A 26,436-nucleotide genomic window follows, 5' to 3' on the forward strand; every position below is an offset into this window, starting at 1 on the left:
TGAGGACTAACTCATGAATAAAGATGTTGTCAGCGGTGCAATTCTCATTGCCGTTTCCGGTATTTACTATGCGTGGTCCAACCAGATTGCCGAGAGTACCTTGTCGGACGAAGTCGGAGCTGCAGGTCTGCCGCACGTGCTTGCTATCCTTCTTGCCATTTTGGGAGCTCTTTTGATTGTGCGGGCATTATTGGCAAGTGCTGCCCGCACCGCCTCTGCATCGGGTTCGGATGATGATGACCACAACAACGCCGGACTACCGCGCGCAATAGGTTTTCTCCTGTTGGGTGCGCTGTATGTTTTTATACTTCCGTTTACTGGATACATAACGGGTGTCGCGCTCCTGATTGCAGCTGTCGCGATCTATGAGGGAGCTCCGCGCAACTGGACCGTTCCGGTCGCGGCAATCGGCGGCGGCCTGTTGTACTGGGCAATTTTCGTCAAGTTGCTCGGGGTCCACCAGCCTGCCGGTACGATCTTCCAGGGATTGCTCCCATGACGACTTTCTGGGATATTCTGCATCTCCTGACAGCAACACCGCTTGTCTTTGTCGCGATTGGCGGGCTGACATGGGGCATTCTTGGCGGTGCATTGCCGGGGATATCTGCCTCGATTACCATGGCTCTTGTCCTGCCTTTCACCTATACAATGGACCCGGCTCAGGCGATCGCGCTGCTGGCCTGCGTGTATATCGGCGCTGAATATGGCGGCTCGATACCCGCTATCCTTATCAGGACGCCCGGCACGAACTCATCGGCGGCCACCGTAATCGACGGATATGAACTCAACCGGCAGGGACGCGCGGGCGAGGCGCTTGGCATTTCCCTGATGTCGGGTGTCATAGGCAGTCTTTTCGGTCTCGCAATGTTGATCTTGCTGACCGAGCCTTTGTCCTGGCTGGCGCTCGCCTTTACACCGGCCTCCTATTTCGGCCTCGGTATTCTCGGTCTTAGCGTGATTGCTTCCATGAGCGGAGGATCGCTGATCAAGGGTTTGGCGGCCGCAATCGTCGGCTTGATGATCGCCACTGTGGGCACTGATCCCATATCCGGCGTAACACGTTTCACACTGGATATTCCCGATCTTCTCAGCGGCATAGATCCCGTCCTCGTCATGGTCGGTCTGTTCGCGCTGACTGAATTGATGAGCCAGTCAGGTTCATCCAATACGAAGCTGTTGAATGAAACGATCAAGATCAAATTGCCCAGCTTTGCCATGATGAACAGGCTCAGGCGTTCACAGGCGATCGGATGCGTCCTTGGATTGTTCGAGGGCCTTACTCCGGGCGGCGGCGGATCGATCGCTGCTTTCATGTCCTACAATGAAGCCAAGCGCTGGTCCAAGACGCCCGAACTCTTTGGAAAGGGATCGGAGGAGGGGGTTGCAGCCCCTGAGACAGCCAACAATACGGTTGCCAGTACTGCGCTCATCCCGCTGCTCAGCTTCGGTATTCCAAGCTCTAATTCCACGGCTGTCCTACTTGGCGGGTTGCTGATGCACGGACTTATTCCCGGGCCGCGTCTGTTCGAACAGAGCGCCCAGGTTATCGACAGTATCTATGTAGGTTCATTCATTGCAATCATCGCACAGATCGGCGTGGGCATCATCATCTTGCCCGCCTGCATATGGCTGGTGAACAGACCACGGCCATATCGCACCGGGTTCATTTTCGCACTGATCCTGTCGGGCATATTTACGCTGAACAATAGTCTGTTCGATCTCGGTATCGCACTTGGACTGGGTCTTGTCGGTTATCTGATGCGGCTTACCCGCTTTCCCGTCCTGCCGATGATTCTCGGCGTCGTCCTCGGCCACATGGTGGAATCGAGCTATCGGCGCTCGCTTGTCCTGTCGGGCGGCGACCATGTGATCTTCCTGCAGGATCCCATCGGTGTCTGCCTGCTGGGTATCGCCCTCATCTTCGTCGGGTTCTCGCTCAGACGGGAATTCCGCGATGCCCGCAAGACAAAATTGAAGGAAGCAAGTTCATGAACCAGGCAGCCCCGATATCGACGCCAGTTGCGGTCAAACTCGCTGCTTTTGCCGCCAATGCCGTTCCGACACCTGCGGTTGCCGCCGTTTGCCGCCGTCTCCTCTTCGATATGATCGGCTTGGCCATCGCGGCTCGTCATACCGATTACGTCCAGGCTGTTCTGGCCAGCGCTGTCGATGACGGCATGTGCACAGCCTATGGCCACGGGCGGCTGCTCGGCATCTATGATGCAGCCATGGTCAACGGCACGGCTGCCCACGGCGAGGATTATGACGATACGTTCGAAGGCGGTCCCATCCATGCCGGTGCCGTTGTTGTTTCGGCTGTTCTCGCCATTGCCGAAAAACGTGGTCTCGACGGCAAGGCGGTCATGCGGGGTATTGCAGTCGGCACCGAACTCATGTGCCGTTTAAGCCTCGTGACACCACAGGCGCTGCACAAGGCCGGCTTTCATCCGACCGCCATTTTCGGTGCACCCGCTGCTGCCGCTGCCGTCGGTGCTGCCCTTGGCCTTGACGCGGCGGCAATCGGCCGGGCGCTGGGTGTTTCCGGAAGCCTTGCTTCGGGGATCATCGAATATCTGGCCGATGGCAGTTCGACCAAACGCCTGCATGCCGGAGCTGCCGCTCAGGCCGGTATCCGCGCAGCGCTTCTTGCCGAAGGCGGCTTTACCGGACCACTCACTGTTTTCGAGGGCCCGCATGGTCTGTACAAGGCGTTCGGGCCCTCGAGAGTGCCCGATTTCACGCCTCTTGTTGAAGACCTCGGCGAGACTTGGATTGTCGAAACCCTGGCCTTCAAGCCCTATGCCTGCGGAACCATGACGCAGCCTTTCATCGATTGCTCGAGGAGACTCGCGGCGGAAGGGATAAAGGCCGATGAGATCGCTTCCATCACCTGCAAAGTCGGCGAGGGGACCGTACACCGCCTCTGGGCACCGCTTGCCGACAAGCATCGGCCGCCCAACGGTTATGCCGGAAAATTCTCCACACCGTTCTGCATGGCGGTCGGCTTCATCGATGGAGAGGCGGGGCTCGGTCAGTTCACCGATGAACGGGTCAAGGATCCGGCGGTGCGGGCGCTAGCCGCCAGGATCTCGTATGAGATCGACCCGAATGATCCTTATCCGCGCAATTTCACCGGACATCTCAAGGCGACGCTCAAAGACGGGTCGGTACGCGAATTTCATCAGCCCTATATGCGCGGCGGTGCGCAGGAGCCATTGACGGACGCGGAACTCGCCGCGAAATTCGATGCCAATTTGCGCTTTGGCGGTTGGGGCATTGATGCAATCATTGCGTTGCGCAAGGCTCTTGATCAGCTTGCAGATGGCGGCACTATCAACTTATCGGTGGCACGGACATGAATATTGATACGCGCGAATTGGACGGACACATAGCTCTCGTCACCGGCGCATCGCGCAACATCGGCCGCGCTATCGCCCTGGCCCTGGCAGATGCCGGTGCCTCGATAGCCATCGTGGCAAGGCTGGATCGGGCTGCGGCTGAGGCTGTGGCGCGCGAGGTCGAGGCCAAAGGCGCACGGGCCACCGTGCTTCTGGGTGATGTGGCAAAGGAAGCCGATGCGTCGCGGCTTGTTGAACAGACGGTCGGGGCCTTTGGCGGCCTGAGCCTTCTCGTCAACAATGCGGCAATCCGGCGCGAAGCGCCGATCGAGACATTGTCGCTTGAGGACTGGCGCGAAGTCATGGGCGTGACACTCGATGGCGCCTTCCTGATGAGCCGCGCGGCAATACCGCATTTGCTCGCCGCCACGCAGGGCGGGATCGTCAATATTGGCGGCCTCACAGCCTATACGGGCGCGCTGCATCGGGCGCATGTGATCACCGCAAAAGCAGGCTTGGACGGATTGACGAAGGCGCTTGCGCATGAGCTAGGTCCGCGTGGCGTGACCGTTAATCTGGTTTCTCCCGGAATGATCAATACCAGCCGCATTCATGCATCCACGGGCGGTGAGCCGACACACCACAGTACGACGCGCACGCTCGTCGGGAGGCGAGGGACGCCGGAAGAGGTTGCTGCAGCCGTACGTTACTTCGCCGGGCCGATGGCTCGTTTCGTAACCGGCCAAACGCTCCACGTTAATGGAGGTGCGTTCCTGCCTTGAGCAACAATTGCTGATATGTGGCGATGCCGGCTGAGGGAAAAAGTGGCGGACAACGATGAAGCAAGTGATATCTGGTTCTGATCCAGCATAAGAATGGGCATTACAAATGTCTCTCCCAACTCCTGTTCCTTTGCCGCAGACGCCAGATTTGCGGGCGCTTTTTCTTCTTTGCTTCAGGGTTGGGGTTCTCAGTTTTGGCGGGGGGCTCTCCGGATGGCTCTATCAGGAGTTTGTTTTAAGGAAGCACTGGATCAGCGAGGAAGATTTTGCCAGCAGTCTTGCGATTTCGCAGATGCTGCCGGGAGCAAATGTAGTCAATCTGGTAATCTGCATAGGAGAGCAGTTGCGCGGACCTTCGGGCGCTCTCATCTGTGTTTTCGGCTTTTTGACCGGCCCGTTCTTTGCCACCATCGCACTTTGTACGCTTTTCGACGCGCTGGCGGGTTTCCCTCTGGTTCCGATCATTTCCGACGGTGTTGCTTTCGCAGCCATGGGACTGCTCATCGTCATGTGTATTCATGGTGTGCGCCGGGCGATGAAGTTTCCACCGTCTGTTTTCATCATTGCCATCACCGCTATTTTGGTCGGACTGTTTCAAGTGCCACTGATACCTGTAGTCGTCGCGCTGGCCCCGGTCAGTGTTGCTCTCGCATGGCGGAGAATCTGACATGCGGCTTGAAACGCTGACTGCAATTGCCTTGGTGTTCATACCGTTCTCGCTGACCTCCATCGGAGGTGGCGGAGCGATTGTAGCAGGTATTCAACATGAGACGGTTGTGGTCCATGCCTGGTTGAATTCACGCGAGTTTCTGGATGTCTTTGCGGTGTCGCGCGCCGCACCGGGGCCCGGCATGATGCTGGCAACAGTGATCGGATGGAAGGTCGCTGGTTGGCTTGGAGCACTGATTGCCACACTCGCCCTTTTTATCCCGTCCTCGCTGCTTTGTTATTCACTTTTCAAGCTGACCAACATGCATCGCGAGAAGAAATGGCACCGTGCAATGCGCGAAGGTCTGGCTCCGGTCGGCGTGGGATTGATCATCGCTGGCATTATTGCACTGTTCCGGCTGGCCGATGGCGGAAACCTCGCTGTCGTGATTGCCAGCCTCGCGGCTGCCAGCCTGTTATGGTGTCCGAGATTTCCCGTTCTGGGCGTGCTGGTTTTAGGTGCCCTTGTTGCTACAGTCGTTTCGATATCGCTGCCAGGCTAAAGAGCATCGTCAGCGTCCCGCGGCAAATACGATATTACCGTTTGAACCGGACCAGCTCGCAGGCCAATTTTATGGCATTCTCGATGGCTCCCGTATCCGCCACACCTTTGCCGACGATATCGAATGCCGTCCCGTGGGCCGGTGTGGTGAAAACCGTATCGAGGCCTGCTGTTACGGTTACGCCGCGACCGAATCCGCGCATCTTCGTCGCTATCTGGCCTTGGTCGTGATACATAGCGAGCACGCCGTCATATTCTCCGGCGAAGGCCTTGAGGTAGATCGTATCGGAAGGAAACGGTCCATGGCAATTGATGCCCTTGTCGGCCATGGCTTGAATCGCCGGCTTGATGGTCTCGATCTCTTCCATGCCGAACAGACCGCCTTCGCCGCCATGCGGATTGAGCGCTGCTACGGCAAGCCTTGGCTCTGCAATGCCTGCCTTCTGCATCATGGTCGTTGCCAGGACGATTGCATTTTTGATTGCTGGCCCGTTGATCTGCTCGATGGCCTGTCTCAGCGAGACGTGTGAAGTCACGCGGGACATCCATTGATTGTCGAGCACGTTCATCTCGCTGAAATAGCCCTTGTGGCCGAGAAGATGCGCGAACATCTTGTGTTCGTCCGGATATTTCCAGCCGCCATCATACATTGCCCGTTTGTTCAACGGTGCGAAGGAAATGGCTTCTACCTCTCCGGCCTTGGCGAAATCGATGCAGCGCGAAAGGGTCTCACCAGTCAGTCGGCCGGACTCCGGGCTGGCGGCGCCGGGGGCGTATAGCATGGGGTCCGTATTGGCAAGGTCTACCAGCGGTATCCGGGCATCTGACCAATCAATCGCCGCCGGGGTTTCATAACGGCGATATTCAAACACTACACCGGCCTGCTGCATGCCGAGATCGAGGACGCGCGCATCGCCCACTACAACGATACGCGCTGTTCTTGCCAGCCTGCGATCATGCAGGATGCGCGCGATTTGTTCAGGTCCGATGCCGGTGCAATCACCAGGGGTCAGGGCGATAATGGGACTGGCGGCGTTCATGATTGCCTCGGTGAGCTGGAAGTGGGTGCAGTTTTGAGAGCGTCACTGATGGCCATGCCGCAAGCGGCAGTGTTGGCGCTACCGCCCAGATCACCGGTCCGCAATGCCGGATCGGCAAGTACTGTTTCGATGGCCGAGACGATTGCGGCTGCCGCATGCGGGTAACCAAGATGGTCGAGCATCATGGCGCCTGCCCAAATCTGGCCAATCGGGTTGGCAATGCCCTTCCCGGCAATATCAGGAGCGGACCCGTGTACGGGTTCGAAGAGTGAAGGAAAATTGCGCTCGGGATTGATATTGCCTGACGGGGCTATCCCGATCGTGCCCGTACATGCGGGCCCCAGATCCGAGAGGATGTCGCCGAAGAGGTTGGAGGCCACAACAACGTCGAAGCGATCGGGGTTGAGTACGAAATGTGCACAAAGGATATCGATATGGTACTTGTCCCAGCGCACGTCAGAGTATGATTTGGCCATCTCCACCACCCGCTCGTCCCAATAGGGCATGGTGATGGAAATTCCATTCGACTTGGTGGCCGATGTCAGGTGCTTCTTGTCGCGGCTTTGAGCAAGTTCGAAGGCAAACCGCAATATGCGGTCGACCCCGATACGGCTCATTATGGTTTCCTGCACGACGATCTCGCGATCCGTACCGGGATACATCCTGCCCCCGATGGAGGAATACTCACCTTCGGTGTTTTCACGCACCACGAAGAAATCGATATCGCCGGGCTCGCGTCCAGCCAGCGGCGACGGCACGCCCGGCATGAGGCGAACCGGGCGCAGGTTTACATATTGATCGAACTCGCGGCGGAACTGTAAAAGTGAGCCCCATAGCGAGATGTGATCCGGTACGGTTTCTGGCCAGCCAACTGCGCCGAAGAAAATTGCATCATGGCCGCCGATCTGCGCCTTCCAATCTTCCGGCATCATGCGGCCATGTTCGGCGTAATAGTCGCAGGAAGCAAAGTCAAAGCTGTCGAATTGCAGATCGATATCGAAATTTTCAGCAGCCGTTTTCAATACACGCAGTCCTTCCGGGACTACTTCCTTTCCGATGCCGTCACCGGGAATGACTGCTACCTTGAGACTGTTGGCCGGCATAGCGTTTCCCTTCTATTCGTTGTCGCCAATTATGGTGTTGCAGACTGCGTCCGTGACCATATCGGTCGTGGCATCGCCGCGAAGATCAGGTGTATGCAGTGCGGGGTCTGCGGTGACCCTCTCAATCGCACGCATCAGTCGCGCTGCAGCTGCAGGTTCGCCCAAATGGTCCAGCATCATCACCGCTGACCAGAATGTGCCAACCGGATTAGCGATGCCTTTCCCAGTGATGTCGAAGGCCGATCCGTGGATCGGTTCGAACATGGATGGAAATCTCCCTTCCGGATTGAGATTCGCTGTCGGTGCAATGCCGATCGATCCGGCCAGCGCGGCAGCAAGGTCGGAGAGAATATCGGCATGCAGATTGGTCGCGACAATGGTATCGAGCGATTGCGGGTAAAGCGTCATGCGCACAGTCATGGCGTCAACCAGCATCTTGTCCCAGGTTACGTCGGGAAAATCAGATGCGACCTCACGCGCGATCTCATCCCACAGAACCATGCCGTAACGTTGGGCATTTGATTTGGTTACTACGGTGAGAAACTTCCGTGGCCGCTTCCGGGCCAGCTGGAATGCGAAGCGCATGATGCGGGTAACACCGGCACGGGTAAAAATCGAAACCTCTGTGGCTACTTCTTCCGGGAGACCGCGATGCGAACGCCCCCCCTGCCCGGCATACTCACCTTCTGAATTCTCACGAACGATGATCCAATCAAGATCCTTGGCGGTTACACCGCGCAGTGGACTCTCGATGCCCGGCAGAATACGTGTCGGACGCACATTGGCATACTGGTCAAATGGCTGGCATATGGCGAGCCTCAGCCCCCAGAGAGTCAGGTGGTCAGGCACGTCCGGTGCACCGACCGCACCAAAATAGATCGCGTCGAAGTTCTTAAGCGTGTCTATACCGCCTTCCGGCATGAACGCGCTGTGCGCCTTGTAATAATCCGAGCCCCAGGGAAAATCCTGCACCTTCAAACTGAAATTTCCGTCGCGGGTCGCGGAGGCCGCGAGGACGCGAAGCCCGGCGGCGATCACTTCCTTGCCGATTCCATCGCCAGGGATGGCTGCGATTTCATATGTCTTCATCGGTTGCTTCCTCAAGGACCACAGTAGCAATTCTAAGCGCTGTTACCCGGATGCCCAACTTTTCAACAATTGTCAATTATAAACTGTTGACAATTTACTGAAATGGGCATGACGTCTTTTACCATACGCTTCGTGTTAGATGCCAGAAAGAAGGAGATATTCCATGTCGCAGACAGCAAACGGGCCGAAACCCGAAATGCCGCCATTCTTTGAAGAGAAAGGCAAGCTGATGGAGGGCTTTCGCTACGAGACTGTACGCACGGCAGGTGCCGATATCAACGTAGCCATAGGGGGCGAGGGGCCGCCTCTGCTGCTGCTGCACGGCAATCCGCTGACGCATGTCAGCTGGCACAGGATAGCCCCGGCGCTTGCCAGGAGTTTCACAGTGGTGGCTCCGGATCTACGCGGTTACGGGGATAGCTCGAAACCGGATGGAGGTAAGGACCATGCTGCTTACTCGTTCCGGGCCATGGGTGAGGACAATGTGGCGGTCATGTCGCATTTTGGGTTCGACAGCTTTCAGGTGGCGGGGCATGATCGCGGAGCGCGATGTGCTTTTCGCATGGCGCTGGATTATCCCGATAAGATCGAACGTCTGGCCTCACTCGATATCGTGCCAACGCACCATGTGCTGACCAATGTAACGCTTGGTTGGGGGCTCGAGGCCTATCATTGGTTCTTCATGGCGCAGAAAGCGCCGTTTCCGGAAAAATTGCTGACTGCCGATCTGGGCTATTACATCGATTACAAGTTGAACAAGAAAGGCGTCGGGCTTGAGATTTTCAGTCCTGAAGCCATGACCGAGTATAAACGCTGCACCACGCCCGAACAGATTCATGCGGTGTGCGAAGACTACCGCGCGACTGTCACTGTTGATCTGGCGCTGGACACGGCCGATTTCGGCAAGAAGACCATCAACTGTCCCGTACTGGTATTATGGGGCTCCAACAGTCATTGCGGCCGCCATTTCTCGCCACTCGAAGCCTGGAAGCCTTGGGCTCCCGACATGCGAGGCTGGGCAGTACCCACCGGCCATTATCCCGCGGAGCAGAGGCCGGATCTCATCTATGATGCGTTCTGGAAATTCTTCAGGGGCCAGCAACTGACGCCGCCCGTGGTTTGATATAGGATCAGCGGTGCTCCCTCAGCCCCTTGCTCGACGGAGCACCGAAGTTAGCAGCCGTCAGCCCAGTGCTGCAATAATACCGCGTGTCATTCCGGCAGTGTCTGTGGTTCCCTTGATATCCCGGGTGCGCTTGGTAGGATCGGCAAGTGCGGTTGCTATGGCTTTCTCCATGATCTTTGCCGCATCCATCGCCTGTACAATCTTGCGGTTGTGTCCGAGCCATTCGATCATCATGCGGGCAGATTCGATCATGGCAAATGGATTGGCTATGCCCTTGCCGGCAATATCCGGTGCCGAACCATGGGTTGCCTGGGCCATGGCAAGGTTGCCTTCGCCGATGCACAGGCCAGGTGCCATGCCAAGACCGCCTACAAGCCCGGCAGCCTCGTCCGTCAGGATATCGCCAAACATGTTGGTGGTGACGATCACGTCGAAACTCTGGGGGTCGCGGATCAGGCGCATTGCCATTGTATCGACGATGACTTCATCGACAGTGACGTCTGGAAATTCCTTGGCGACACGGTGACATTCTTCAACGAACATGCCGCAACCGAGCTTGAAGACGGTGTTCTTGTGAACTACGGTCAAGCGCTTCTTGCGCTGCCGGGCGATCTCGAATGCCGCCCGGGCAACACGGGATGATCCGACCCGGGTGATAACCCGCACGGAAATGGTCACGTCCTCTGTGGGCCTGAATTCACCGGAACCGGCAACGACATTGCGGTCAGGCTGAAAACCTTCGTTGTTCTCGCGTACGATCACCAAATCGATACCTTCATGGACGGCACCGAGGCCGGGGAAGGATTTTGTCGGACGCACATTGGCGAAAAGGTTGAAGCCCTTGCGCATGATCGGATGCGGGTTAATCGCGCCATGAACCTTGGGGTAAGCCTGATGGCCGATAGGGCCAAGTATGAAACCATCCATTTTGGAAAGTGTTTCCATTGTGCCGTCGGGAAAGGTCGAGCCGTGGGTGTCAAGCGCGGAACGGCCGATGGGCATCGGCCGCCAGTCGATCTTCAGACCCGTTTTTGCAGCAGCAGCGCGGGTAACCTCGACCGCAGCGGGCACGATCTCATGCCCGATATCGTCGCCGTTCAATATCCCGATCACGAGATGGCTTGTCATGAGAAGTCCTTTCAGTCGGCGGCGGCGAAGCGGCGCGAAAAAGTTTCAAATACCCGGAGGGTGAAAAGAATTGTCGTCATCACAACGGCAATCCGCGTGATCTGGAATGCGGTAACTGCAGTTGCATCGAGATGCATGGCTGTGGCGGTGAGCGCCATTTCTGTTACGCCCGCCGGAGCAACGGCCAGAAGGCTGGTGACGAAGGAAAGCCCGGTTATTGTCGATAATATCCCGGCTATTGCCGTGGCAACGGCGAGAAGGAAAACTGTTGTAACCAATGCCGACGTGGTTACGCGCCATAGCCGGCCAAGCAGCGACCGGCGGAACCTGCAACCCAGCCAGATGCCGATGACGACCTGCGCAATGGTGATGACGACGGATGGTACGGCAAAGGGGCCGAAGCCAAGCCCCGAGGCAGTGCCGCCGATGACAGCCGGGATCAGCAGCCATATATTGGGCAGTTTCCATCGTCGCACCAGGCAAGCAGCGATTACACCTGCTCCAAACAGCCCAATGAGCGGCAGCACTTCGCCGCGAAGCGGTATATGGGCGGGTTGGATGCCACCATCCTCACCAAAAAATGTCACGAGAAACGGCACTGTCGTTACAATCAGGGCGACGCGTATAAGATGAACAACCGCTACCGTGTCACTGTCTGAATTCTTTTGGTGGGCGACCACCGCCATCTCCGCAAGACCGGCGGCAGCGGTGGCGAAAAACGCAGTCCTGCGGTCGATATTGGCAAGTTTGCTCAGGAGCAATCCCGCAATCATCGTTGCCGCGATCATCAACAGGGTGGAAAGCAGCATCAGGGGAAATAGTTTTATAATGGCGATCAAGACCACGGGAGTGAACCGCAATCCTATCGCCAACCCCACTGCCGCCTGTCCGAGTTCACGCCCGTAAGGCAATACGGCGACGGGCGCGCCCATGATGGATGCAGCGCCGCAGGCGAGAAGAGGTCCCAGCAGATAGGGAAGGGGCATTGCAACAATTCTTGCGATGACAGCACCCGCGATCCCGATGAGAAATGCCAGGCCGATCTTGGCCACGGGACGGTCGAAGACACTCCGTCCGCCTTTTATGCCCAGCTTTCCCGGATCCGGCATCGCAATGCAGTCAGGAGACGGAGATCAGACGCGCTGTCAGATCGTCCAGAGAGCTCAGGCTCTCAAGCTTTCGAACCAGCTCGACGATCTCGTTCGCCTTGTTTTTCGCCATACCTGCAAACTCCGCATTCTCGCGGAACTTGTCTGCGACCTCGTCATAGGTCATCGGGAATGCAGGGCTGCCCTTGCCGAAATCGGCACGCCCCGAAATCTTGCGGCCATCCTTGAGTTCGATATCGATCAATGTGGTCATCAGATGATAACCGGCAGCTTCCGCCTCGTCATCAACGACGAAGTCCACCCGCTCGATCATTGCCTTGACATCCTCGCGTTCGACGGCGGCATCGGTAAACTCATTAAGTCCGGCACGGCCTTCGAGAAGCAGGATCGCCATGCAAAACTCCATCGAGAATTTGGCCTGGAGTTCGTCCTTGGGCCGGTGATGGATCAATGCGTTTGGCATGTTGGAATTTGTGCCGATGCGTACATGTTTCACATCCCCGGCGCGAATGCCGTTGTCCTTGATCAGGCGCAGCATCTCGGTCATGCCCGGATGAGTGAGCGAACCCGATGGATGCGGCTTGATCGAGATGCCGGGATTGGCAAAAGTCCATGGTGCGCCAAGCTTGTGAAGGATCGAATCCTGGTCATAACCTCCGCCTGCGGCGGAGAAGAACCCGCGTGGGGCCTCGAGGATACGCGGCGTTGCAGTCCAGCCATAGGACGCGAACTGCGCGGCGGCGATACCGCTTTCGGACGAACGTCCCGCATGGAACGGCTTGGTCATGGTTCCGAAGTTTTCGCGTAGACCGGCCGACTGGCTTCCTGCAATCGATAGCGCGCGCAGGGTTGTCGCCACATCAAGACGCATTAATTTGGCCGCTGCCGATGCAGCTGCAAATGTTCCGCAGGTTGCGGTTGCATGGAAGCCTGTCTGGTAATGGCGCGGTGCGATCGCTTCGGCAATCTTGCATTCAACCTCAACACCGAGATGGTAGGCCAGCATGAAATCCTTGCCGGAAGCCTTGACGAGCTCGCTGATGGCAAATGCAGCGGGAAGTGCCGGCGCGGTGGGATGGGTCAGCAGGCCGTAGACGCGATCCTTCGCAACTGCAAGTTGTGTGTCGTCATAGTCATCCGCGTGAATACCGACACCGTTGGCGAAAGCTGCAAAGCGGGGTGCCACCTTGCGGCCGCCTCCGATAACTGTCGCAGCGCCGTCCCCCAGGCCCAGATCGTCAAGGTGCTGGCGGACCAGTTCGCCACTTTTGGCGACAGAACCGGAAAGAGCCAAGCCAAATCCGTCGAGTATCGATTTTTTGCCAAGTTCGACGACCTCAGCGGAAAGATCGTTATAATTTGTTCTGACTACGAATTCTGCGACGTACTTCGTCAGCTCGACGTCGACTGTTTTGTGGTGGTTCATGCAAATTCCTCTTATGTCGCATCAATCTTGAGTAGTGTCTCAATTTCGACTGTGCGAGGAGGATTGTTAATTGTCAACAGTTTTGTGTTTGCAAAAACGCATGGCTACACAGACCAACGGAAGACTAGGTGTCGTCGACCGGTTCTTTACCCGTGGGTATTACGCGCGGCGTCTTCTCCGCCAGTTCCGTATCGCCCGGCTGGCCTGCTTGGCGGGTACGGACGATGCCGTTGAGAATATGGGCCCGCGCTGCGGTAAGGCTGCGCACGGGATCGCGTGCCTCCAGGGCATCGACAATGGCGCGATGTTCTTCGTTGGAAATATGCAGGACGTCACGGCTGGAAAGCGCCCTGTAACGCTGGATGTGAAGCTCCCGTACGAAGCTTTGATAGATGAGCGCCAAGCGGTTGTTACCCGCCATGAGCGTCAGCTGCTTATGAAATTCGAGATTGACCGGGTAGTAGATATGCACATCGCCCAATGCAACAATCTCGTCCATGCGTTGCAGCAAGGCGCGTAAAATGGCGATTTGCGCGTCGGTGATGCGCTCGGCCAGCATCATCGCCATGCAGCCAAAGACGCCGGCGCGCGCCTCCGATAAGTCCAGGGCTTCATCATTGGAAAGCGCCCGGATAAAAAATCCGCGATTGGGAATGATCTCGATAAGACCCATTGCGGCCAGCGCGCTGCAGGCCTCGCGGATCGGTCCCCGGCTAACCCCGAGGAGCTGCGAAAGACCGTTTTCGTTCACCCGTTCATTCGGCTTCAGCTCGCCATCGATAATCATTCGCTCGATTTCAGCCTGAACGACGTTCGCAAGCGACCGTGTGCGCAGAAAATCGATCGCGGATATATTGTGCGGCGCATTCGTTATGTCTGACATGAGCAAGCCATTGTAAGATCGTAGTTATCAATTGATCGGAATTCGAATCTGCCTGTTCTCATTCCTTCTGCCTCATTTAGCAGCAATTCCGGTGATTGGCGACCCTGCCGTCGAACAGGGCCCACGCGTTTGATGAAGTCGGCAAAATGTCAGCCGCGCGCATTCATCTGCGAGCCTCCAAGCACGGGAACACGGTTGGCTACAAAGACCACGGCAAAGGACGCGGCCAGCAGGATCATGCCGAGCACGCAGATCGCCCCGAGATCACCGCTTTCATTGAGGTCGTAAATGATAACCGAGACAAGCTTCGTGTTGGCAGTCGTCAAGAGGATTGTCGCAGAAAGTTCGCGGATTGTCCCCACGAATACGAAGCACCAGGCGGCGACAACGCTTGTGCGCAGCAGCGGCGCTGTAATGTCCCAAAGCGTCCTCAGCCTCGATGCGCCCATAATACGTCCGGCCTCCTCCAATTCCGGATGAACGCCGGAAAACGCCGAAGACATTTGCTGATATCCTGCCGGAAGTTCGATCGTCATGAAGGCTATGAGCAGGATCCAGATCGTTCCGTAGAGCTGGAATGTCGGATTGGCGTAGCTGAGGAACAGGCCGACGCCGAGGACGATGCCGGGGATCGCAACGGGCGCCGTCGCCAGCAATCCGAGAAAGCCGGAGCCAGGGACGGAACGGCGCGTAACCAGATAGGAAACGATCAGGGCTATTGCGGTGACTGCGGTTGCTGTCAGGAACCCGAGAAGGAATGTGTTGCGCAGGGCAAGCTGCGTCGCCGAGAATTCGAACAGCACGAATTTCCAGTGGCGCAACGTCAATGTACTGAGATTGATCGGATCGCCAACAGTTCCGGTAAAGGCAGTTTTCAGGATGGCAAGATAGGGAAGCAGGATTGTCAGGCTTAAAACGCAAAACACGAAAGCGATGGCAACCCATTTCCATGGACCGAGTTCGGTGATCCGTGGTGTTCCGCTCTTGCCTCCAAGAACGGTATAACCCTTCCGGCCGAGAATGGACTTCTGTGCGCGCAGCAGAATGACTGTGATGATCAGAAGGGGCAATGCCGCTGCTGCTGCCAGCCCAAGACGTGGCGGAAACTGGAAAAGGCTCCAGATTTTTGTGGTTATGACGTGAAAACCGGCAGGCAAGGCAAGAATGGCCGGCGAACCGAACATCGTCAGGGCCTGAAGAATGGCGATCAGCGTTCCAGCGAGCATGGCCGGCAGCACCAGCGGAATGGTTACTTTCCGCAAAGTGGTCATGGCTTTGCCGCCAAGGATTGAAGATGCATCCTCCAGATCCGATGGAACCTTGTCGAGTGCATTTGCTACCAGGGTGAACACGTAAGGAAAAGTAAAACAGGCAATAGCAAAGATCAGGCCCGTGAATGTGTAGATGTTCACAAGATATGCGGATGAATCGAGACGGAACAAATATCTGTAGATGATGTTGACGATGCCGCTGTTGGGTGCAGCCAGAATCTCGTAGGCTATGGCACCAAGAAATGGCGGCGTCACGAAGGATGCCGTTACCAGCATGCGGATCATCCGCCGTCCTGGCAGGTCCGTTCTTGCGACGAGCCATGCCATTGGCGTGGCGACGAGACAAGAAAGCAATCCCACCGCCAATGCCATGCCGATCGCTAGGCCATAGGCGCGAACGAGGGTGGGATCAGCAACAAGGGCGATGAAATTGTCGAAGGTAACGCCGCCGCCCGTGTCGCTGCGGAAACTGTAAAAGGCCAGCCAGAACAATGGCAGGAGAACCAGAACGCTCAATACAAGCGTCAACAGAGCGAAGGTCGGCCATGAGAGGTCGATGCCGCGGCGCCGACCTTGAACCTGAACGTTGCTGGTCATGATCATTTATGTCCCGAAATACTTTTCATAATTGGATTTGATTGTGGGGATTTCAGGCTCGAGTTTTGCCGGGTCTGAGTGCAGAATCTTGATTTGCGCGAGCGGAGTGCGCCCTGCTTTTTCCTTTACGTCCGGATGGAATGACCTCAATCCGCCAAAGTCGCTGTTGAGCTGCTGGGCATCTGCAGAAAACAGGAAGGCGTAGAAAAGCTTGGCAGCATTCGGATTGGGTGCTTGCTTGAGTACCGCCGCATTGCCGACTGCAAGAGGTGTACCCTGTTCCGGGTAGATGATCTTGATGGGCTTGCCCTCGTCGATCAGACGGAAAACATTATACTCGTTTCCGTCAATCTCGAGAGCCCTTTCGCCCTGCGCCAGCTTCTTCGGAGGCTCGGTCGACGATTGGACCTGCATGATGTTCTGCTTGCCGAGCTTCTCGAAATATTCCCAGCCAAGCAACTGACTCAGCACGAAAGTCGATGTCATCACAGTCCCGCTATAGCCGGGATGCGCTTTGACCATCTTGTCCTTGAAACGCGGATCGAGCAGATCTTCCCAGGTCTTGGGTGCATCGGCTTCCTGCATCAGGTCCGTGCGATAGGCCATGACGGAAAGATGGGCGCGATAGGCTGCGAAATTGCCATCCGGATCGCGCTCGTCAGCCGGCCACTTGTCCGCAACTTCTTGCGGGACCATCGGCTCCAGCCAGCCTTCGCGCTTGAAGTATTCGAAATGCACTGCGTCGGATGTCTCGATAACGTCGGCATTATAGATGCCGGTGGAATATTCCTGACCAATCCGCTGGAAGACACGTTCCGAACCGGCCCGCTCCACCTGTACTGAAATCTCCGGATATTTTGTCTTGAAATGCTCGGCCAGCTTTTCCGCGACGGCGACGTCAGTCGCCGTATAGAAGACTACCTTGCCTTCAGCCTTGGCTGCGGCTTCGAGTTCCGGGGTGATCTGGTATGGTTCCGGTGCTTCTGCCCAAGCGGCAGGCGATGCCGCCAGTCCTGTAGCAAAGAGTGCGGCGGATAAGGCTTTCTTCCACATGCGTAGTTCCTCCCTTATTGCGCGAGCGCCCGGCATTTCTCTGGCGGAAAATGCAGCCATACCTCCTGGCCAACCGGGATCGCGACGTTTACTGGCGCGACTGTGCGCACCGTTTCTCCACCAGCGATTGAAACGAGATAGTCCCGGTGCGAACCGAGATAGATTTGCCGTGTGACTGTGCCGAGGACCACATTCGTGTCGGAATTTCTGGGCTTGGTCGCTGACAGCTCGATATCATGATGACGTATGGAAACCGCCGTCTTGCCTGTCGTTGCGGCAGTTCCGCTGCCACAGCGAAGGACCAGTCCACCTTCGCAAACAACATCGTCACTATCGCGGCGGGTGCCCGACAGAATGTTTGTTCCACCAATGAACCGCGCGACAAATTCAGTTTCGGGACGCTCATAGATATCTTCGGGCGATCCGGCCTGCTCGATCCGCCCGTCATTCATGACGACGATGATATCGGCCGTGGTCATGGCTTCCGCCTGGTCGTGTGTTACATAGACGGTCGTATAGCGGAACTCATCGTGCAATCGGCGAATTTCAAATCGCATCTCTTCACGCAGATTGGCGTCAAGATTAGACAGCGGCTCGTCTAGAAGCAGGATTTCGGGTTTGATGACCAGCGCCCGAGCCAGCGAAACGCGCTGCTGCTGGCCGCCGGAAAGCTCTCCCGGGTAGCGGTTCTCCAATGCCAGAAGCTGCGTCGCCGAAAGAATGGTCCGGACGCTCTTGGTCACGTCCGTATTGGCAAGCCGGCGCAGTTTTAACCCGTAGGCGACATTTTCGAATACGGTCATATGCGGCCAGAGTGCATAGCTCTGGAAGATCATGGACATGTTGCGCCCTTCCGGCGGCACTGTCGAATGAGCCGAGGATATGGTGTTTCCGCCGACGCGGATTTCGCCGGCATTGGCAGGCACGAAACCGGCGACCAGTCTGAGGGTTGTCGTCTTACCGCAGCCCGAAGGTCCAAGCAGGCAGACGAGTTTGCCTTTCTCCACGGACAGATTGACCTCTTTCACAACGGTGAGAGAGCCATAGCTTTTAGTCAGACTGTCTAATTCCAGAAATGACATTCCACCTCCCGAGTGTTCATCAAAGCCGAGACATCGTCTGTCGAAACTGGCTTGGTCAAACGTATGTAGTAAATTGAAGACTGTCAACAGATTACTATTTATAGTGATAGCTGCTGGTCTGATTGTGAGCAATCATTCGAGGTATCCCAACGTCGGGTGATGCACCTGCCGATAGTATACGGGATGATTTTTCTCGCATCTTGCGTGGATTTTGATGGGAACGATCAACTTTTCACACAAACACCAAAGTTGGATCTTTAGTCGACAATTGCTGTACCCGACTAGCGGTTTCGCCGTTTGACGGGTTGCTGCCGCTGTCGGCGGGCACTTAATCGGGCTCTTCTCTATTCGGCGGTTTGAAGTCGGGGCTTAAAAGCCGTTCCGTTGTGCCAACATCTGACGTCTTTCGCAGGCCCGCGCTTCTCTTCGAGATCGGCTCTGTGGCCCTCCCGGCATGGGATCAGTAGAAGTGGTCCAATCTTCCTCGCGTCCTGATCATGATAGTGTGACCGGCACAAGACCCCAGGCGTACTCATCTCATCCATCGTTCTGCGAAGGACGTCTTTCCACCGGCAGGTGGAACTTTGTTGTTTGCTCCCGGTTCAGACGACTGCGGACGCGTTATCTTTTGTCCAGCGGAGTTCCGTTCCGTCGCTCCACATGCGATGCATGATCACCGCCAGTTGGCGTGCGAGTGCAACGATGGCTTTCTGGCGCCCGCGCCGCTTGGCGACGTTCATCGCCCAGGCTTTCAAACAGGACCATTTCTTCACACGAGACAGCATTACCTGGGCTGCTTCGTAAAGCAGAGCTGGCTGGGTCCCGGCGATAGCCTCCCCCTATGCTCGCAGGACAACGAAGGTTGCCGAAATAGTCGGCCTGCTTGACCATAATACGGGTGGCCACCCCGGCGAACGCTTGATGAGGCGGCTTGGGATGTGGCTCAAGGCCATGCGATTTTTCGTGCGCGATTCTCACGTATCTCGCCGAGAAATTTGGTCCGTTTCTGCCAGCAGAATCAGGTGCTCGCGCCGAATGTCTGTCCTGATTGTTTTGGCAGATGGGAAGCGCACCTTATCTGGGTGGCGGTTCGGTCATTTATATGCCTGCGCGCCGACCAAGATCGAATATGCCATTGACCGGTTTGCAATGGAAACAAACCGCCAGCTCGACGTGCTTGACCGCATGGTACGGTGGCTTCATCAAGGGCTGGCTCTACGAAGGCGCAGAATTTCTGCAGGTTCAGGAATACAAAAAAACTTCTTGCGATGGGCGACCAGATTGGCAAGCGTCCAGCTGCCCAGCGAGGCCGAATGGTCAATCGTACATTTGGCGAACCTTCGACAGAGCTGCATGAGCGTCATGATGTTGACGATTTCGAAATTAAGACACTAGACAAAGTGGTCAGAGCGAGCTGATCAATTCTGTAGAGACCAGCTCTCCCGAAACGAACAAGCGTAGTGCTTTCTTCTGGCATCCGATAAGAAATGCGCCCTTTCAAGGTGAAAAGGCACACGAAACTATGAGCAGCGAGGGTCACCTGAACTGTTGGCGTGGCCTTCTGTGCGGTTCTATGGTCAACCGGAAAGCGTTGCGCTCGCCACCTTGTTTATTGCTGCACACCAGTTTGGTGCGATGAAGGTCGGCTACTTCTGTGCGATGGAGATTTGATGAACAAGTAAACTCGTTGTTGTTAAAGCAGCAACAAAAACAGCCGCTGAAGCCGAATTAATGAAGACGGGGATTCTCTCGCTTATACTCAGGAAACTTGTTTTGAAAAAGTACCCATCTCTGCACTTTGAACTCGCGCGATGCAGAAGAAACCGCGGAATACATCGACATCACCTGCAACTTTCGCGATAACATTGCTTATTACTGGCGTATGGCCATGCTGGAACTTTGCCCGCTCTTTTCCAGTTGAGAAGCGACGAAGCCATTCTCTTTTATCTCCTCGACAAACTTGCGCAGGTAAGCTGCTGCGGCACGGCGACCCTTTGGTACACCCATCGCCTGATTGATTGTCATGAAAGGCTCTTTGACAATTCGCAATTCTGAATGCTCCGCAGCAAGTTTATCGAGCGCTGGTCTGATGCCTGCAGCCGCTTCCAGATTCTGGTCCAGGAAGTATTGAAAAGCGGTTTCAGAATCCGGCGCGTGGACAAGCTCGGCAAACCTGATGTTTCGTGAAAGGAATAACTCATATGCTGTTTTCATGCCTACGGCTATGCGTACATTTTTCTGATCAACGGCGGCGAGATTAACCACGGTAGAGTCGGTTCTGACAATATAGGCCCCCTCAATCGCCAGATATGGTGAAGTGAAATCAATTACCTCTTGTCTTGCCGGTTCGATCGCGAGCAATGCGACATCCCAAGTGTCCATATTGGCTGAGTCTGTGATCAATCCCGGTGTGTCGAAGGGGAGGAAGTTCAACTCTACACCGAGCCGGGCGGCGAGATTACGTGCAATCTCCGGTGCGACACCACCCAACACTCCTGTATCCAGATCTCGCTGTACGAGAACTGGATTTCCCAGATTTATTGCGACCCTCAGTGTACCGGACGGTGCCAGCTCGGACAGAACTCGGCTGTTGTCGATAGTAGTCAAATCAGATTGCTGGTTCACAGGACACTCCATGTCCAATCGCATGACAACGTAATGGCAGTATTTCTAGTCACGAGAAAGCTGCGTAAACTTAAGGCAGGTTTCCGGCGGAAACACGCAAATCTATACTACTTCAGTCGTGTATAATTGGAATATCATTCGTTCACTTAAGAGGCCTCCTGCGCGATTGTATCAGCGCAAGCGGCCCTTATGCGCCGAATGATATTTTCCCATGGAGCGTCCCGAAATGCCGTTGAATTTTCAACTTCATCACGCACATCGATATTTTGCCTCGGGAACACCATTGTTGCGCCTTGGTAGATTTGCGATCGTATCAGCCTTGCTCTCCGTGTTCGCATTGATTAACCCGGCGGCCGCGGAGACGCGGGTCGTCATCGGAACGCCCGGCAGAGTAAGCGACAACTCGCTTGCGGTGAGTGTGGCCATAGACAAGGGATATTACAAAGCAGCCGGGCTTGATGTAGAATTGGTGGACTTCAAGGGAGGTGCCCCAAGCATTCAGGCGCTTGTCGGCGGCGGAGTTCAATATGTTATCGCCGCACCGGAACACGTTGTTAGGTTGCGGCAGAGAGGCGTGGACGGTGTCGCATCTTTCGCACTGCAAAATACCCATACCTATGTTCTTCTTGCAAAAGACAGTTCGCCGGTGAAATCCTTCGAGGACTTAAAAGGAAAGCGAGTTGGAATTACGTCCGCTGGAAGCCTCACAGAAAACCTCATAAGGCTTCAGGCCAAACGTTCCGGCCTTGATTATGACAGTGATATTGATGTGGTAGGCGCTGGTGTAGGTGCGGCACAAAAAGCGGCAATCGACTCCGATCGGATCGATGCTGGCATGTTCGGGAACATTGATGCCCTTCAATTGATCGATAGTGGTTATCACGTGGTTTTCGATTGGCGAGAACAAAGAATACCCGGTCTAGGGTTGCTGACTTTGGCCTCGTGGCAGGACGAGCACCCGGAAGTGGCAAAAGGGATTGTGCAAGCTACGCTGAAAGCCCAAAAATTAATCCTGAGCGACAGGGAAACGTCGATAAATGGGTTGAAAAAACTCTATCCCGATCTCGATCCGCAAATCATCGAGAAAGTCGCCGATGGTCTCCAGACAAGTCTCAGCACCGACGGCCGCTTTTCGCAGAGCGAGTTCGATGATCTTCAGAAAGATCTGGTGGAGATCGAACCGAATCTTCCCAAAGTGGAATATGCCGTCGCATTCCCCGGTCAATTCCTGAACTAGAACGCACAAATTTTCGCTACGCGAGGATGGAACGGAAGTATCGTTTATGGTTGAGAGAAAACATATCCGGCTTGGGTTTTCGATTTGGGCGACAGGGTTCCATCCTGCAGGCTGGCGTCTGCCCGAGGCTCGTTTCGATGGAACCTTCGACCCGCGTTTTCTTACTCAAATGGCGCGTCTTTCTGAAAAAGGGAAGCTAGATTTCTTTTTCATAGGCGATCGCGTCGTTGGACTTCCCGAGACGCAGGCGGAGCATCCAAATCTGGTTCTCAGGCCCGAAGCTTTGACCCTTGCAGGATATGTTGCAGGCGTCACCGAGCGTATCGGTATCGTCACCACGGTCAACACCACCTATTCCGATCCGTTTAATGTCGCCCGCGCAACGGCGACCGTTGATCACCTGAGCAACGGTCGTCTTGCGTTCAACATCGTAACAGGACGTGATCCCGAGGCTGCTGCCAATTTTGGCCGTTCGGAACATTGGGCAACGGACCACCGTTTCGACAACGCTGCAGAATTCATTGATGTTGTTAAAGGTCTATGGGACAGCTGGGAGGACGATGCTCTTGTTGGTGACAAAGCCAACGGCCTCTTTATCAACCCTTCGAAAGTTCATCGGCTGAACTTCACGGGAGAACATTATTCCGTTGCCGGTCCATTGAACATAGCCCGTCCCGTGCAGGGGCAAATACCCCTTTTGACGGCCGGCGCATCAGATCGTTCGAAAGAGTTTGGTGCGCAGTACGCTGACGTCAGGTTCGGCACCGCATTGCACATCGAACCGGCAAAAGCCTACTACGCCGATATAAAGTCGCGCCTTGCAAAGTATGGTCGTGCGCATGACGAACAAGCACTTGTGACGGGTATAGCCGTTTATGTCGGGCATACGTCTCGGGAAGCGCATTATAAATACCGCGAGATACAGAATCTTTCTGTAACGAACTATGATCTTGGTAATCTTGCTACAGCACTCGGCGTCAATCTTGCATCATATGCACTGGATACACCCGTTGCAGAGATTGAAGAACTGGCGGCCGCTTCAGTCAATGCACAACGCATCATCGAGCAGGCGAAATCCAGCTTCGGAGATGACAAAATAAAGCTGCGCGAACTGTTTCTCTATTTCCGCAGGAGCGGAGGCGGTGCAGAAATCGTTGGAGATGCAAAAAAGGTCGTCGATGTTTTCGAGGAATGGTTTGAAGAGCGGGCTGCCGACGGCTTCATTCTGTTTCCGCCATATCTGCCGGGAACAGCTGAGCTCTTCGTCGAACTGGTTATTCCTGAACTGCAACGGCGCGGATTGTTCAGGACGGAGTATGAGGGAACGACATTCCGCGACCACTTCAACTTGCCGCGACCTGCAAACATTCATACTGCTGCGTCTAATCGAAAGTTGGCTTGAAATGGCAACACCAAAAGAAGATGCTGTGGCGCGGTCAGCAATATTCATCAGCGTCAAGGAACTTTCGGAATTATTGCCACAACGCTCCAATGTAGTGCTTCTTGATGTGCGCTTTCGGCCCGACCGTCCGGATGGTCGACCTGCATTCCGCACCGGCCACATTGAAAATGCAGTTTATGTGGATTTGCCGACAGAGCTGGCGGGTGAACAGACGGGGTTCAGTGGACGACGACCGCTGCCATCGATCCATGATCTGCAACGTGATGCAAGGCGCTGGGGTCTCAACGAGGCAAGTGACGTCGTGATCTACGATGACAACAAGGGCTTGCAGTCAGGACGGGCATGGTGGGTGCTGCGCTGGGCAGGTGTGAAAAGAGTACGCATTCTTGACGGTGGCCTGGATGCATGGACCCAAGCGGCGTTTCCCCTCACAACCGCAATGAGCCTGCCCGATTCCGGAGATATCATTCTCAGCGAAGGTCATCTGCCCGTCCTTTCTGTGGATGATGCATACAATCTGGCGACGAATGCGATTCTGGTCGACGCCCGGGGCGAGCCAGCTTATCGCGGCAAAGACACAAAACCCGGCGAGACTCCCGAAGGGCATATTCCTGGAGCGATCAATCTACCCACGTCGGCTAATCTCGATGAATCCGGGCGTCTGATCCATGCTGACGATTTGCGTAAACGATTTGCAGATCGCGGAATCGATGGATCGACACAGGTCGGAGTCTATTGCGGGGGCGGGGTTGCCGCTGCCCATGAGATAGCAGTTTTGGCATCCCTTGGCATTGAATCAGCCCTTTTTCCCGGATCCTGGTCGGCATGGAGTTCTGATCCGTCACGCCCGGTTGCTGTCGGCAAAGACCCGGCATAAGCGAGTACAAATGGCCGTCAAGGATGAGATAACTGCACGTCCCGCCTCATCGAAAAGCGGGACACCAGGCGGTGTAAGACTGACACGAGACAGATTGATAGTGTTTTTTGCCGTCATCCTGTTTTGGGAGTCTGCGGTGCGACTGGGCGTTGACCCGCTCTGGATATCGAGTCCGTCTTTAGTGGGTGAGCGCCTGTGGCAACTAGCGCTATCAGGCCAGCTGGTTAAACATGTGAGCAGGACCTTGACGGAAGCAGGACTTGGACTCCTTCTGGCCTTTGTGGTTGGCGTTCCGATCGGTATGGCAATGGCGCGGTTCAAATACGCAAATTCTGTAGCTGAACCTTTTGTCATGGCTCTCTATAGTCTCCCGCGGGTTGCACTCGCGCCGTTATTCATCATTTGGTTCGGAATCGATCTTTTCTCCAAAGTGATGATGGCGTTCTCGACCGTACTTTTTATATTCATGCTGAACATCCATGAGGGCCTCAAGACGATCGACCGCGATCTGGTCGATCTCTTCCGTACGATGCGTGCCCCCAAAACATATGTCTTGCGAAAAGTTCTTCTCCCTTGGCTGGTTCCGTGGTTGATCGCATCTTTAAGAATTGGCATTGGTCTTTCATTGGTGGGCGCAGTCGTGGCAGAACTCATCGGTTCGAGCTCCGGTGTCGGCTGGTACATCGAGCACTCTGCCGGGCGATTGGATACAACAGGTGTTTTCGCTGGCCTGGTCTCTCTTACCCTGATCGCGGTCGCGGGCAATCTGGTCGTTGCCAGGCTTGAGAAGCACTTTTCGGCATGGAGGCCCTCATGACGTTTGTTTCAAAACCTCCAGATGTGAGAAACCAGGCAACAGCGAACGCAGAAAAGGTAGACTTTGAACGCATCAACGTTACGTTCGACGCTGCGGGCGGCGATTCTGTTGAAGTCCTGAAGGACGTTAATCTGGCAGTTTCGCCCGGCGAATTCGTTTCGATTGTCGGCCCCAGTGGCTGCGGGAAATCGACCCTGCTGCGAATTCTTGCCGGACTGGTCGAGCCCACTTCAGGACGAATTCGAATCGATGGAAAATCACTTTCCGACAACCGGGAACGCGTCGGCTTTATGTTCCAACGAGATACTCTGCTGCCGTGGGCCACAGTCGAGCAGAATATCAGAGTTGGAGCGGAACTTGCAGGGGTGCCCAGGAATCAAATCGGAGAGAAGCTTGAAAAGCTCATAGATCTCCTGCGACTTGCGGGTTTCGAAAACCGCAGGCCGCATCAGCTTTCCGGTGGCATGCGTCAACGCGTTTCCCTTGGCCGCCTCTTGGCGTTCGAGCCAGAGATTTATCTTATGGACGAGCCTTTCGGAGCGCTGGATTCCCAAACAAAAATAGCCATGGGCCGGGAAGTGTTGCGCATATGGTCGCTGCATAGGAGGTCGGTGCTCTTTGTAACGCACGATATTGACGAGGCAGTAACATTGTCAGATCGCGTGGTAGTGTTTTCAGCCAGACCCGGGACAATTAAACTGGATTTGAAGATTGATCTTGAACGCCCGCGCGACCCGCAACAATTGCGAAAGAATTTACAATTCGGTGCCTATATCGATCAGATTTGGTCGGCTCTGGAATGAAAAGGTTGCGGACGGCGGAGAATATCGAAATGAAATGCTGTAAGCTTCCGATTATTCAAACCCTTGTGTGAACGATGCTCGACAGCTGACATGATCTGATTTTGCTGCTCCACAGGAGCGAAGTTTATCGGTTATTATCCGCTTGGGAGCCACGCTCTGCTTCTTTAGCAGGTGCATCAGCAAACGTCTGGCGGCCTTGGTATTCCTGCGATTATGCACGATTTCGTCAAGAACATAACCATCTTGATCAACCGCCCGCCACAATGCCGCGTTCCAGCAACATTTCCTCAACAGGGCGCCGGCTGAGTAGAAACCGGTGATAAAGCCAGACAGCGCGGGTGATGATTTCTGGTGGGAAACGATGGTTCTTGTAATTGGCGACGCGCGGTTGGTTCATGCCTTCGGTCAATATAGATTATTCCTTAAGCCAAAACAAAG

23 protein-coding genes and 3 pseudogenes are annotated in these 26,436 nt (G+C 55.4%); 13 read left to right on the plus strand and 13 right to left on the minus strand.

Annotation, left to right across the window (positions count from 1 at the left end; all coding sequences use genetic code 11):
* Window positions 1-13: 13 nt before the first annotated feature.
* From ABKW30_RS10085 to ABKW30_RS10110, 6 genes are all read left to right on the plus strand, one after another.
* Window positions 14-499 carry a tripartite tricarboxylate transporter TctB family protein gene (locus ABKW30_RS10085; RefSeq protein ID WP_348598761.1) on the plus strand — a complete coding sequence of 162 codons (486 nt, stop codon included), beginning with the start codon at window positions 14-16 and terminating at the stop codon, window positions 497-499.
* Window positions 496-1,992, plus strand: coding sequence for a tripartite tricarboxylate transporter permease (locus ABKW30_RS10090; RefSeq protein WP_348598762.1), 1,497 nt, complete (start codon window positions 496-498; stop codon window positions 1,990-1,992). Before ABKW30_RS10085 ends, ABKW30_RS10090 begins: the two co-directional genes overlap by 4 nt.
* Complete coding sequence (locus ABKW30_RS10095) at window positions 1,989-3,359, plus strand: MmgE/PrpD family protein (RefSeq protein WP_348598763.1); 1,371 nt, start codon at window positions 1,989-1,991, stop codon at window positions 3,357-3,359. Before ABKW30_RS10090 ends, ABKW30_RS10095 begins: the two co-directional genes overlap by 4 nt.
* Window positions 3,356-4,120, plus strand: a complete 765-nt coding sequence (locus ABKW30_RS10100) for an SDR family oxidoreductase (protein WP_348598764.1) — start codon at window positions 3,356-3,358, stop codon at window positions 4,118-4,120. The genes ABKW30_RS10095 and ABKW30_RS10100 overlap by 4 nt, the downstream gene beginning before the upstream one ends.
* Window positions 4,121-4,226: 106 nt before the next feature.
* Entirely contained in the window at window positions 4,227-4,787 is a 561-nt protein-coding gene (locus tag ABKW30_RS10105; RefSeq protein WP_348598765.1) for a chromate transporter, read from the plus strand.
* Window position 4,788: 1 nt separating this feature from the next.
* The gene (locus tag ABKW30_RS10110; RefSeq protein WP_348598766.1) at window positions 4,789-5,331 is read left to right on the plus strand and encodes a chromate transporter; all 543 of its coding nucleotides are present in this window, start codon (window positions 4,789-4,791) and stop codon (window positions 5,329-5,331) included.
* Window positions 5,332-5,365: 34 nt separating this feature from the next.
* Here ABKW30_RS10110 and ABKW30_RS10115 read toward each other — a convergent pair whose 3' ends face one another.
* From ABKW30_RS10115 to ABKW30_RS10125, 3 genes are read right to left on the minus strand one after another with little or no spacing between them, the layout of a single operon-like run.
* Window positions 5,366-6,370: a 4-hydroxythreonine-4-phosphate dehydrogenase PdxA gene (locus ABKW30_RS10115; protein WP_348598767.1), complete on the minus strand. Its 1,005-nt coding sequence runs from the start codon at window positions 6,368-6,370 to the stop codon at window positions 5,366-5,368.
* Complete coding sequence (locus tag ABKW30_RS10120) at window positions 6,367-7,473, minus strand: tartrate dehydrogenase (RefSeq protein ID WP_348598768.1); 1,107 nt, start codon at window positions 7,471-7,473, stop codon at window positions 6,367-6,369. Before ABKW30_RS10120 ends, ABKW30_RS10115 begins: the two co-directional genes overlap by 4 nt.
* Window positions 7,474-7,485: 12 nt before the next feature.
* Window positions 7,486-8,562, minus strand: a complete 1,077-nt coding sequence (locus tag ABKW30_RS10125; protein WP_348598769.1) for a tartrate dehydrogenase — start codon at window positions 8,560-8,562, stop codon at window positions 7,486-7,488.
* 163 nt (window positions 8,563-8,725) lie between these two features.
* Between ABKW30_RS10125 and ABKW30_RS10130 the strand changes: the two genes are divergently transcribed.
* Window positions 8,726-9,685, plus strand: a complete 960-nt coding sequence (locus ABKW30_RS10130) for an alpha/beta hydrolase (RefSeq protein ID WP_348598770.1) — start codon at window positions 8,726-8,728, stop codon at window positions 9,683-9,685.
* A gap of 60 nt (window positions 9,686-9,745) precedes the next feature.
* Here ABKW30_RS10130 and ABKW30_RS10135 read toward each other — a convergent pair whose 3' ends face one another.
* From ABKW30_RS10135 to ABKW30_RS10170, 8 genes and pseudogenes are all read right to left on the minus strand, one after another.
* Entirely contained in the window at window positions 9,746-10,816 is a 1,071-nt protein-coding gene (locus tag ABKW30_RS10135; RefSeq protein WP_348598771.1) for an isocitrate/isopropylmalate dehydrogenase family protein, read from the minus strand.
* 11 nt (window positions 10,817-10,827) lie between these two features.
* Window positions 10,828-11,925, minus strand: coding sequence for an AbrB family transcriptional regulator (locus tag ABKW30_RS10140; protein ID WP_348598772.1), 1,098 nt, complete (start codon window positions 11,923-11,925; stop codon window positions 10,828-10,830).
* Window positions 11,926-11,935: 10 nt separating this feature from the next.
* Complete coding sequence (locus ABKW30_RS10145; protein WP_348598773.1) at window positions 11,936-13,351, minus strand: MmgE/PrpD family protein; 1,416 nt, start codon at window positions 13,349-13,351, stop codon at window positions 11,936-11,938.
* A 124-nt stretch (window positions 13,352-13,475) separates the two neighbouring features.
* Complete coding sequence (locus tag ABKW30_RS10150) at window positions 13,476-14,234, minus strand: FCD domain-containing protein (RefSeq protein WP_348598774.1); 759 nt, start codon at window positions 14,232-14,234, stop codon at window positions 13,476-13,478.
* A gap of 149 nt (window positions 14,235-14,383) precedes the next feature.
* Window positions 14,384-16,102: an iron ABC transporter permease gene (locus ABKW30_RS10155; RefSeq protein ID WP_348598775.1), complete on the minus strand. Its 1,719-nt coding sequence runs from the start codon at window positions 16,100-16,102 to the stop codon at window positions 14,384-14,386.
* 6 nt (window positions 16,103-16,108) lie between these two features.
* Window positions 16,109-17,155: an extracellular solute-binding protein gene (locus ABKW30_RS10160; protein WP_348598776.1), complete on the minus strand. Its 1,047-nt coding sequence runs from the start codon at window positions 17,153-17,155 to the stop codon at window positions 16,109-16,111.
* A gap of 14 nt (window positions 17,156-17,169) precedes the next feature.
* Entirely contained in the window at window positions 17,170-18,237 is a 1,068-nt protein-coding gene (locus ABKW30_RS10165) for an ABC transporter ATP-binding protein (protein ID WP_348598777.1), read from the minus strand.
* 602 nt (window positions 18,238-18,839) lie between these two features.
* Window positions 18,840-19,043: pseudogene (locus tag ABKW30_RS10170) on the minus strand (IS110 family transposase); the annotation flags it as partial.
* Window positions 19,044-19,198: 155 nt separating this feature from the next.
* Here ABKW30_RS10170 and ABKW30_RS10175 point away from each other — a divergent pair.
* Window positions 19,199-19,655: pseudogene (locus ABKW30_RS10175) on the plus strand (glutathione-dependent disulfide-bond oxidoreductase); the annotation flags it as partial.
* A gap of 454 nt (window positions 19,656-20,109) precedes the next feature.
* Here ABKW30_RS10175 and ABKW30_RS10180 read toward each other — a convergent pair.
* Window positions 20,110-20,862, minus strand: coding sequence for an ABC transporter substrate-binding protein (locus tag ABKW30_RS10180; protein WP_348598778.1), 753 nt, complete (start codon window positions 20,860-20,862; stop codon window positions 20,110-20,112).
* A gap of 226 nt (window positions 20,863-21,088) precedes the next feature.
* Between ABKW30_RS10180 and ABKW30_RS10185 the strand changes: the two genes are divergently transcribed.
* From ABKW30_RS10185 to ABKW30_RS10205, 5 genes are read left to right on the plus strand one after another with little or no spacing between them, the layout of a single operon-like run.
* Window positions 21,089-22,099, plus strand: a complete 1,011-nt coding sequence (locus ABKW30_RS10185) for an ABC transporter substrate-binding protein (protein WP_348598779.1) — start codon at window positions 21,089-21,091, stop codon at window positions 22,097-22,099.
* A 46-nt stretch (window positions 22,100-22,145) separates the two neighbouring features.
* Entirely contained in the window at window positions 22,146-23,501 is a 1,356-nt protein-coding gene (locus ABKW30_RS10190) for an NtaA/DmoA family FMN-dependent monooxygenase (protein ID WP_348598780.1), read from the plus strand.
* Between the two features lies 1 nt (window position 23,502).
* Window positions 23,503-24,378: a sulfurtransferase gene (locus ABKW30_RS10195; RefSeq protein ID WP_348598781.1), complete on the plus strand. Its 876-nt coding sequence runs from the start codon at window positions 23,503-23,505 to the stop codon at window positions 24,376-24,378.
* A 10-nt stretch (window positions 24,379-24,388) separates the two neighbouring features.
* Entirely contained in the window at window positions 24,389-25,195 is an 807-nt protein-coding gene (locus tag ABKW30_RS10200; RefSeq protein ID WP_348598782.1) for an ABC transporter permease, read from the plus strand.
* Window positions 25,192-25,998: an ABC transporter ATP-binding protein gene (locus tag ABKW30_RS10205; RefSeq protein WP_348598783.1), complete on the plus strand. Its 807-nt coding sequence runs from the start codon at window positions 25,192-25,194 to the stop codon at window positions 25,996-25,998. Before ABKW30_RS10200 ends, ABKW30_RS10205 begins: the two co-directional genes overlap by 4 nt.
* On the opposite strand, the pseudogene ABKW30_RS10210 reads toward ABKW30_RS10205, so the two are convergent.
* Window positions 25,889-26,395: pseudogene (locus tag ABKW30_RS10210) on the minus strand (DDE-type integrase/transposase/recombinase). The gene ABKW30_RS10205 and the pseudogene ABKW30_RS10210 overlap by 110 nt on opposite strands.
* Window positions 26,396-26,436: the final 41 nt, after the last annotated feature.

The organism is Phyllobacterium sp. SB3 (genome assembly GCF_040009165.1).
GTDB lineage: Bacteria > Pseudomonadota > Alphaproteobacteria > Rhizobiales > Rhizobiaceae > Phyllobacterium.